The 9,692-nt window shown below is 68.9% G+C and carries 8 protein-coding genes and 1 pseudogene; 1 reads left to right on the top strand and 8 read right to left on the bottom strand.

The annotated features are described in order from the left end of the window. Window positions 1–133 precede the first annotated feature (133 nt). Complete coding sequence (locus ACWEQQ_RS37430; RefSeq protein ID WP_452351529.1) at window positions 134–1,282, bottom strand: serine hydrolase domain-containing protein; 1,149 nt, start codon at window positions 1,280–1,282, stop codon at window positions 134–136. A gap of 11 nt (window positions 1,283–1,293) precedes the next feature. Next, a complete protein-coding gene (locus ACWEQQ_RS37425) occupies window positions 1,294–2,646 on the bottom strand; it encodes a flavin-containing monooxygenase (protein WP_452351528.1) in 1,353 nt (450 codons plus the stop codon). Between the two features lie 146 nt (window positions 2,647–2,792). Between ACWEQQ_RS37425 and ACWEQQ_RS37420 the strand changes: the two genes are divergently transcribed. Continuing rightward, window positions 2,793–3,449, top strand: coding sequence for a TetR/AcrR family transcriptional regulator (locus ACWEQQ_RS37420; RefSeq protein WP_379379487.1), 657 nt, complete (start codon window positions 2,793–2,795; stop codon window positions 3,447–3,449). A 13-nt stretch (window positions 3,450–3,462) separates the two neighbouring features. On the opposite strand, the gene ACWEQQ_RS37415 is transcribed toward ACWEQQ_RS37420, so the two are convergent. From ACWEQQ_RS37415 to nirB, 6 genes and pseudogenes are all read right to left on the bottom strand, one after another. After that, window positions 3,463–3,972: a nuclear transport factor 2 family protein gene (locus ACWEQQ_RS37415; RefSeq protein WP_452351527.1), complete on the bottom strand. Its 510-nt coding sequence runs from the start codon at window positions 3,970–3,972 to the stop codon at window positions 3,463–3,465. Window positions 3,973–4,071: 99 nt separating this feature from the next. Then, window positions 4,072–4,347 (bottom strand): hypothetical protein, encoded by a 276-nt coding sequence (locus ACWEQQ_RS37410; protein WP_452343275.1) that lies wholly within the window; start codon window positions 4,345–4,347, stop codon window positions 4,072–4,074. Between the two features lie 93 nt (window positions 4,348–4,440). Continuing rightward, window positions 4,441–5,253, bottom strand: a complete 813-nt coding sequence (locus ACWEQQ_RS37405) for a sirohydrochlorin chelatase (RefSeq protein ID WP_452343276.1) — start codon at window positions 5,251–5,253, stop codon at window positions 4,441–4,443. A gap of 263 nt (window positions 5,254–5,516) precedes the next feature. After that, window positions 5,517–6,662 (bottom strand): annotated as a pseudogene (locus ACWEQQ_RS37400) (uroporphyrinogen-III synthase); the annotation flags it as partial. Next, entirely contained in the window at window positions 6,659–7,054 is a 396-nt protein-coding gene (gene nirD / locus ACWEQQ_RS37395; RefSeq protein ID WP_433562717.1) for a nitrite reductase small subunit NirD, read from the bottom strand. The pseudogene ACWEQQ_RS37400 and the gene nirD, both read right to left, overlap by 4 nt. 64 nt (window positions 7,055–7,118) lie before the next feature. After that, on the bottom strand, window positions 7,119–9,683 hold the full coding sequence (gene nirB, locus ACWEQQ_RS37390) for a nitrite reductase large subunit NirB (RefSeq protein WP_452351526.1): 2,565 nt from the start codon (window positions 9,681–9,683) through the stop codon (window positions 7,119–7,121). Window positions 9,684–9,692 lie beyond the last annotated feature (9 nt).

The raw sequence follows: 9,692 nt of genomic DNA, 5'->3' as shown, positions 1-9,692 counted from the left end.
GAACGGCCCACCCGGCCCGGTCAGCTTCCCGGCCACCCGAGCGGCCAGAGCCTGCAGATCAACGGCATTGGTCATGAATCAAATCCTCGAATCCGATTGCGCGAATCTTCGCAGCTTGCCCGAGTGAAGCCCGTCACGCACGCCCCCGGACTGTGTCGAAGGTCGCTTTCAGGTAGGCGTCGGCACGATCGGAGCCGATCAGGCCGGGCGCCATCCGGTTCATGGCGTAGGCGAAGGTGACGCGGTGGTCCAGGTCGTTGACCACCATCGCGCCGCCCAGTCCGGCCCACCAGCACACCCGGCCGTCCGGCACGTGCGGTGCGGTCTGCGGCTGCGGCAGGCCGTAGCCGACGCCGAAGCGCAGCGGCAGCATGATGGCCAGGTCCAGGCCGTCGGACTGCTGCTCGAAGATGAGGTCGATGGTCTTGTCCGACAGGAACTTCCGGCCGCTCAGCTCGCCGCCATTGCTGATCAGCGACTGCAGGCGCGCGATGGAGCGGGCATTGCCGTGGCCGCCCATGCCGCCCAGCTCGGCCTGCTGCCACTGCGGGGTCCCGCATTCGGCGAAATCCAGCAGCGGCTGGAACAGGGTCTTGAACATGACGCTGTCCTGCGGCAGCAGCGACTGGTCGAACTCCGGCAGCTCCGGCGGCACCAGGGTGGCGATGCGGCCGAGATCCTCTGCGGCGGTGCCGATGTGGAAGTCGGCGCCCAGCGGGCCCGCCAGCTCCTCGGCGAAGAAGCGGCCCAGCGGCCGGCCGGTGACCCGCTTGATCACCGCGCCGAGCAGGTGGCCGTAGTTCATGGCGTGATAGCCGGACGCGGTGCCCGGCTCCCACCAGGGCGCCTGCGCCGCAAGGCGATCCGACGCCGCGTCGGTCTCGTAGATGTCCGAGAGCACAATGGGGGCCTCCCAGCCGGAGACACCCGAGGTGTGCGAAAGCAGGTGCCGCACTTCGACATCGGCCTTGCCGTTGGCGGCGAACTCCGGCCAATAGTGGGCCACCTTCTGGTGCACGTCCAGCTCACCGCGGTCGACCAGCAGCAGGACGCTGAGCGCGACCATGGTCTTGGTGATGGAGAAGGTGTTCACCAGGGTGTCCGAGGCCCAGCGCGTGGTCTTCTCCAGATCGGCGTAGCCGCCCCAGAGATCCACCACCGGTTCGCCGTCGACGGTCACACACACCGAGGCGCCCAGCTCCGCGCCCGACTCCACCTGCTCGGTGAAAGCCGCACGCACAGCAGCGAATTCTTCGGAACAGAATCCAGCGACGTTGCTCATTCCGCCCACCTCTACGCCCGCACCAGCGCGCGGCTGCGGACCGGCAGGGCATTCCCGGCCGCATCGGCCCGGCGCGCGCCCTCCACCAGTTCCTTCTTCAGCTCGCGGACATAGACGTCGAAGTCGATCTGAATGGTGTGCCGCGGCGAGTTGTAGTAGCGCTCGGCGCGTTCGGCCTCCGCCTTCGCCACCGCCGCCGTCATATCCGTCTGTGACGGGAACCGGTAGTTGCCCGACAGGTACGCCGCGACCAGCTTGGACTGCTGCTCGGCGAAGTTCACCAGGGTCGGCATCGGCTGGGCCAGGCCGAGATAGAAGAGATTGTCGATCTCGGGCTTCATCATCTGGCGGTATAGCGGCAGCTTGTTGTTCTCGTCGGGCCGCAGCGCCGGATCGGTGAAGAACGGGAAGCTGATGTGGTAGCCGGTGGCGCACACCACCACATCCACCTCTTCGGACGAGCCGTCCGCGAAATGCACGGTCTTGCCGTCCAGCTTGGTGATCGCGGGCTTGAAATCGATATCGCCGCAGCCGACCCGGTGCAGGAACTCCTCGCTCGCCGACGGATGCGCCTCGAACGGCAGGTGATCCGGCTTGGGCAGGCCGTAATCCTCCATGCGGCCGCGGTTCTTGACCACGAAACGCTGCTTGAGCTTGAGCGCCACCTTCGGCGGCATCCACGCCGGCACCACCTGGGTGTCACCGACCTTGCCGTTGACGTACTTGGGCAGCACCCACACGCCGCGGCGGGCCGAGACCCACAGCTTCGAGGCGATGAACTTCTGCGACAGCTCCGAGGCGATGTCCAGGCCCGAATTGCCCATGCCCACCACCACGACGCGCTTGCCGCGCATATCGATCGGGTCGAACGGGTCGTTGTAGGCGTGCGAGTGGATCAGCGTGCCGCCGAAGTCACCCGGATAGTCGGGCGTACGCGGATCCCAGTGGTGGCCATTGGCCACGATCAGCGCGTCGTAGGTCTCGACGCGGCCCTGATCGGTGGTCACCGTCCACAGGCCGTCGCTGCCGCGCTCGGCCGAAATCACCTTGTTGCCGAAGACGATTCGATCGCGGATGTCGAAATGGTCGACGTAGTCCTTGAAGTACTGGTGCAACTGGCTGTGGTGCGGGAAGTCCGGCCATTCCTCGGGCGCCGGGAAGTCCTCGAACTGCAGCCGGAACTTCGAGGTGTCGATGTGCAGGCTCTGGTAGCAGGCCGACATGCCGTTCGGGTTCTTGTAGTACCAGTTGCCGCCCACCTCGTCGGAGGCTTCGTAGCAGTCGAACGGGATGCCGTATTCGGCGAGCCGCTTCGCGGCGGTGATGCCCGACGGGCCCGCGCCGATGACGCAGACCCTGGGCAATTCACGATTGTGTGCAGATAGCGCAGCCAATTCACTCTCCTGGTTCGGCGACGGGTCACAGAGCCCTGCCGGACGTGATGTGCCACACACGCTAACACTCGCTAGACAGTGTGTCTAGTGAGTGAACTTGCGTCTATCATTCAGTCGTGACCCGATCCGACGTAGACCACCCCGAGACACCTGGCCAGAGCGACACGCCCCGGCGCACGTCGCTGCGCGACGAACAGAAGCGGCTGACCCGCAGCCGGCTCATCGACGCGGCCAAACAGCTGTTCACCACGCAGGGGTACGCGCCGGTCCGCGTCGACGACATCGCCGCCGCCGTCGGCTGCAGCCGCGCCACCTTCTACCTGCACTTCACCGGCAAACCCGATGTGCTGCGCGCGATCGCCGAACAGGGCACGCTGCCCAGCGTCCAGCACTTCTACGAGGACCTCGACCACGTGCTCGACACCGGCTCGCGGGAGGAATTCGCCGCCTGGATGCGGCGCGCCATCGACTGGTTCCAGGAGTACAAGGACCTACTGCCCGCCTGGGACGAGGCCACCACCCTCGAACCCGAATTCCGGGAAGTGGCACGAGAGGGCATCATGGCCCTCCCCAATGTCATGAGCTCCTACCTGTCCCGCTGGCCCGCCGACCGCCAGGACGAAGCCCGCCTGCGCGTGGAACTCCTTGTCGCCCAACTGGAACGATTCTTCACCCGCTGGGCCATGCAGGGCACCATCGACGTCTCCGCCGAGGAAGCCGCGAGTGTGCTCACCGACATCTGGTTCCCGGCCCTGCAGACCCCGAAGGGCTGATCCGCCCGGAGGGCTACTCCGAAATCGGCGTGACGCGAGCGCGGTCCAGTTCCCAGAACGCCCGCAGGGCAACGATTTTCCCGTCCGCATCCACCCGGTAGACGGCGACGAGATCAACCTCGACGACCACCTCGGGGCGTGCGCTGCGAATGGCCCCGGTGAAAGCCGCCTCATCGCCGCACGCGAACGAATCGGCCCACTCGAATTCGATTCGGCTGGGCTCGATCGCTTTGTCCCAGAAGGCCGCGATGGCCTCGTGACCCGAATGCCCCTCGCCCACCGGGTCATACGGGGAGATGCCGACCGGATCCTCGACGCGCGCGTCGGCCGCGAAGAGGGCGAGCCACTCGGCCTTGCGCTTGGCGCGCACCGCCGCCTGCGAGGCGAGTCCGGCGCGGCGGGCGGGATGTTCGGGCGACATCCCGCCATCCTGATCGCCGCCGAACCGAAGGGAACCGGCGAATACCGGTGAGCGAGACAGGTCAGGCCGCAGGACGGCACATAAGCGGAGCGCCTTAACCACTGTTGAGGAGTACCTACTGTGGCGTGGATCACGCGGACACGACTCGGGCCGACGCTATTCGGCGTCGGCCCGGAATCTGAAATTAAATTGTTTTGGAATTCAGTGGCCGGCGGCGGAACCGGTCCAGCCGAAACCCGCGCCCTGATCCGTCGGCTGGGTGTTGTTGACCAGCGCCTGGCACTGGTCGTAGGTCTGGCCCGACTGGATGCACGCCGTCCACGGGTCGTAAATCGTGGGGAAATCGGCGGCGGCGGTGGCGGCCGGGCCGGCGATACCGCCCGCGATCACAGCGGCGACGACAAACTTCTTCACGTGGGGATCCTCCAGGGTCTTTACCGAATTGCGGTAAAGGTTGCCATGCGAATCGAAAATCACCAAGTGATAGGGGAATTGGGCGATTCGGTTTCGGGCCGGGCCCCTAACGGATCGGGGCGAGCCCCTAATCCGACCGGGCCCGGACCGTGCCGATCAGGCGACCCGGACGGCCGTCAGCGAATCTATTGCCGCGAAGTAGCGATCGATCAGCAAGCGCACCACGGCCGGGTGCACACCGATCGGCTCGGCGACACCGTCCGCACCCGCCTCGTGCAGGCGCTGGTGGAACAGCCCGTGAGCGAGCAGATAGGAGGCCACGAAGACCCGGCGCGCGCCCGAGGCCCGCACCGCCGCAACCACTTCCGGCACCTTGGGCTCGCCGGTCGCGATATAGGCCAGGTGGGCGGTCGTGCCGACGCGCTCCGAGAGCAGGCGCGCCGCGCGCTGCACATCCCGGCGCGCCCGCGCGTCCGAGGAACCCGCGGCGGCGAACACCACCGCGTCCCCCGGCCGCCAGCCCGCCGCACGCAGCCGCAGGTGCATCACCTCGGCCAGCGCCGGATCCGGACCCATCGCCTGGGTGACCGCGACCGCACTGTGAGCACTCGCGGCCACCTCTCGCGGCACGTCCTGATACACGTGGTAGCCCGAGGCCAGGAAGGCCGGAACCACCACGGCGGGAACCGGATCCAGATCCCGCAACACCTCGGCCGGGGAGGGCCCCAGCACATCCACGAACGCGGTGCGCACCCGCGGCGTACCGGCGATCGCGATCTCACGCAACGATGCCGATGCGGCCCCGAAATCGGCACCGGCACCTGTCTCGGCGATCCCGCTGCGGACACCGTGCGCGAGCGCCGACGCACCCAGCTCCCGCGCAACAGCTCCCGCCAGTTCGGCGATCATCTCCACACCCCGGGCGCTCCGGGTGCCGTGCGCGACGAGCACCAGCGCCGGCGCGCTCACCAGGCACTCCCGGCCGGACGGCCGGGGCGCGCGGCCACCGCGGGGCGGGCGGCGGAGACGGACTGCGCCGGGAAGCCCACCGGGCGGGCCGTCCCGTTCACCGGGGCGATCGGCCGACGGGCGGCCGCGGCGGGCGGCGGGACCTCCGCGTGCGGCGCACGGGTGCCGGGGATGCGCGGCGGCACCTCGCGGCGCGCGCCCAGACCCTGGGGGTGCGCCGGAACCGGCTGGCGCGCAGCCTGGTTCGGACCCTCCGGGTGCGGATTGTCGGTGCACTCGGCGGGGTCGAGAGCCAGCCGGTAGCCGCGCTTGACGACGGTCTGGATGGCCTTGGGGGTGCCGAGGCCCGCGCGGAGACGGGCGATGGCGGTCTCCACGGCGTGGGTGTCGTCGCCACCACCGGGCAGGGCGGCGAGCAGGTCCTCACGGGAGACGACCCGGCCCGGCTGGCGGGCCAGGGAACGCATGAGCGCCATGGGCGCGGGGGCCAGCTGGCGCACCTGGCCATCCACGACGACGCAACCGCCGCGGACGCTGAGCAGGTGCCCGGCGGCCTGAATCCGGTTGGCGCGCCGGGGAAGTTCCTCGGCGACGTGGCGAGCCAGCGCGCCCAGCCGGGCGCGGCCGGGCATGGACGTCGTGACGCCCAGCTCCTCCAGCGGCGCGGCCGTGATGGGGCCGACGCAGGCCGGCAGCACCCGGGTGCGGAAGGCGTGCAGGACGGCCTCCAGCAGCCCGGTCTCCTTGGCGCGCATGAGAAGTGACGCCACGGCCGGAGCGCTGGTGAAGGTCACGCAATCGAGTCCGGCGGTGACGATGCCCTCGATGAGGCGGTCCATGGGGGTACGGTCCTCCGGCGGAATCCACCGGTAGACCGGAACCGGAACCACATCGGCTCCGGCGCAGCGCAATACTTCGCAGAAGTCCGGCACCGGCTCCCACTCGGTGGTGGCGCCGTGCAGCTGCACCGCGATCCGGACGCCCTCGACCCCCTGGGCCAGCAGGTGATCCAGCACCTCGGCGCTGGATTCCGAAGCGGGAGACCATTCTTCGCGCAGCTCGGCAGCGCGGATGGCGCCCTTGGCCTTGGGGCCGCGAGCCAGCATGCGGGTCGAGCCCAGGGTGGCGCGCAGCTCCTCGGCCAGGCCCCAGCCCTCCGCGGCCTCCATCCAGCCGCGGAAGCCGATGCCGGTGGTGGCCACGGTGATCTGCGGCGGAGCCGCGACCAGCTGCCGCGTCACCCGCTCCAGCTCGGTGTCGTCGGCCAGCGGAATGATCCGGATGGCCGGGGCGGAAACAACATTCGCGCCTCGGCGGGCGAGCAGGGTGCCGAGTTCCTCGGCGCGCCGGGCGGCCGTGATGCCGACCGTGAAGCCAGCCAGCGGGGTGCCGCTGTCCACCTCGGTCATGCCGTACCGCCGATGAATTGGACCGGGTCGTTGGACACCGAGACCACACCGTCCGCGACGCGGACCGCGTACACCGGCAGCGAAATCGAATCGTCGTCCAGGCAGCGCCCGTCGATCAGCGAGAAGGCCTGCTTGAGCAGCGGCGACGCCACCACCGGCACACCACCGCGGTCGCCCACCAGACCGCGCGACATGACCGCCGCGCGCCCGAAGGGATCGATATTGCCTACGGCGAACAGCGTCCCGTCGGCGGTGAGGAACAGCGCCGCCTGGCGGCCGCCCTTCAGCAGGACCGCCACGCCGCGGCCGGGAATCAGATAGTCCTGCCGGCAGGCCTGGGTCCAACCTGAAACGGTCGTGACTGCGGTGCCGGGTGTGTCGATCACGGTCATCGGTACTCTCCTCCGAACGCCCTACCTATTGGTACCGGCGCCCTGTTTCCTCGCGGTTAAGCAGTCATTTCCCGTGCGTGGCGGTCTCTGTGGCGTGGGTCGCATTGACCGGGATGTCCGGGATGCCGAGCAGGACGGGCACCTTGCGCTCGCCGGTCTCGTCGAAACCGATGGTCGGGTCCGACTCCTCCGGCGCGTTCACGAAGGACACGAAGCGCGACAGCTTGCCCTCGTCCTCGAGCACCGCGGCCCACTCGTCCTTGTAGCCCTCGACGTGCTTGGCCATGGCCGCTTCCAGATCCGCGGCGATGCCCAGGCTGTCCTCACAGACGACCTGCTTGAGGTAGTCGATGCCGCCCTCCAGGGCCTCCTGCCACGGCGCGGTGCGCTGCAGCCGGTCGGCGGTGCGGATGTAGAACATCAGGTAGCGGTCGATGTACTTGATCAGTGTCTCGTCGTCGAGCTCGCCGGCCAGCAGCACCGCGTGCTTCGGGGTCAGACCGCCGTTGCCGCCCACGTACAGGTTCCAGCCGTGCTCGGTGGCGATGACGCCGACGTCCTTGCCGCGCGCCTCCGCGCACTCGCGGGCGCAACCCGACACCGCCAGCTTCAGCTTGTGCGGGGAACGCAAACCGCGGTAACGCTTTTCGAGCAGCACGGCCATGCCGACCGAGTCCTGCTGGCCGTAGCGGCACCAGGTCGAACCCACGCAGGACTTCACCGTGCGCAGCGACTTCCCGTACGCGTGGCCGGATTCCATGCCCGCGTCCACCAGGCGCTTCCAGATCAGCGGCAGCTGCTCCACGCGGGCGCCGAACAGATCGATGCGCTGACCACCGGTGACCTTCACGTACAGGTCGAACTCCTTGGCCACCTCACCGATGGTGATGAGCTGCTCGGCGGTCACCTCACCGCCGGGCATGCGCGGCACCACCGAGTAGGTGCCGTTCTTCTGCAGGTTGGCCAGGAAGTGGTCGTTGGTGTCCTGCAGCGAGGCCTGCTCGCCGTCGAGGATGTGGTCGCTCGAGGTGGACGCCAGGATGGAGGCGACGGTCGGCTTGCAGATGTCGCAGCCGGTTCCGGTGCCGTACTTGGCGATCAGACCCGAGAAGGTACGGATGCCGGTCGACTGGATGATGTGGAACAGCTCCGCGCGCGACTGCGTGAAGTGCTCGCACAGCGACTTGGAGACCTCCACACCCGACTGCTCCAGCAGCTTCTTGAGCATGGGAACGCAACCGCCGCAGGAGGTTCCGGCGTTGGTGCAGCTCTTGATGGCCGGCACGTCGCAGGCGCCGTCGGCGATGGCGCCGCAGATCGATCCCTTGGACACGTTGTTGCAGGAGCAGATCTGGGCGTCATCGGGCAGCGCGTCCGCGCTCAGTTCCGCACCCGCCGGGGAGATCAGCGCGGCCGGATCGGCCGGCAGCGGGCGGCCGACCAGCGGGCGCAGCGCCGAGTACTGGGTGGCGTCACCGACCAGCACACCACCGAGCAGGGTCTGGGCGTCATCGGAGACGACCAGCTTGGCGTAGGTGCCCTTGGCCGCGTCGTGCAGCACCACCGACAGCGCGCCCTCGGTCCGGGCGTGCGCGTCACCGAAGGAGGCCACGTCCACACCCAGCAGCTTCAGCTTGGTGGACAGGTCCGCGCCCGGGAACTCGCCCGCGCCGCCGAGCAGGCGGTCGGCGACCACCTCGGCGGTGTTGTAGCCGGGGGCGACCAGGCCGTAGCAGACGCCCTCCACCGCGGCGACCTCACCGATCGCGTAGATGTTCGGGTCCGAGGTGCGCAGGCTCAGGTCGGTCAGGACACCGCCGCGCTCGCCCACATCCAGCCCGGAGGTACGGGCGATTTCGTCACGGGGACGCACACCGGCCGCGAAAACCACGACCGCGGCGCGCAATTCGCTCTCGTCGGAGAACGTGACCGACAGCCGCTCGGCGGCCGGCGCGCCCTCGACGGTCTCGATCGAGGAGGTGCCGACACCGGTGTGCACGGCCAGACCCAGCTCGGTCACCAGCTTCTCGAGGATGGCGCCGCCGCCCTCGTCGATCTGGGCCGGCATCAGCCACTTGTTGAACTCGACCACGTGCGGGGTAATGCCCAGCAGGCGCAGCGCGTTGGCCGCCTCCAGACCGAGCAGACCGCCACCGACCACGATGCCGACCGCGCCCGGACCGGCCGCCTCGGCCGCGGTCCGGATGCCGTCCAGGTCCTCGAGGGTGCGGTAGACGAAGCAGCCCTCGGCGTCGTGGCCCGGCACCGGCGGCACGAAGGCGTAGGAGCCGGTCGCGAGAACCAGTGCGTCGTAACCGATCACCTCACCGGTGGAGGTGGTGACCTTGCGGGCAATGCGGTCGATGGCGTCGGCCTTCACACCGAGCCGGACATCGACCAGGGTGTCGCCCGCGTAGTCGTTGCCGGGCAGCGCCAGCGCGGACGCCTCCCAGCTGCCGACATAGGAGGACAGGCCGACGCGGTCGTAGGCGGCCAGCTTCTCCTCGCTGAGGACGATGACCTGCCAGGTTCCGGCCTCGTCACGGGAGCGCAGCGCCTCCACGAAGCGGTGTCCGACCATGCCGTGGCCGACCACCACAACGGTTTTGCGTTCGATGCTGTGGGTCATGACAGTCCC

The sequence above is a fragment of the Nocardia sp. NPDC004123 genome, from assembly GCF_053603795.1.
The sequence above is the reverse complement of the archived record's forward strand: the minus strand, read 5'-3'. Positions and strand labels throughout refer to the sequence as shown.

Coding starts and splice junctions, on each gene's coding strand:
- ACWEQQ_RS37430 (WP_452351529.1), bottom strand. CDS start 1,282: ATGAGCAACGTCGCTGGATTCTGTTCCGAAGAATTCGCTGCTGTGCGT.
- nirB (WP_452351526.1), bottom strand. CDS start 9,683: ATGACCCACAGCATCGAACGCAAAACCGTTGTGGTGGTCGGCCACGGC.
- nirD (WP_433562717.1), bottom strand. CDS start 7,054: ATGACCGTGATCGACACACCCGGCACCGCAGTCACGACCGTTTCAGGT.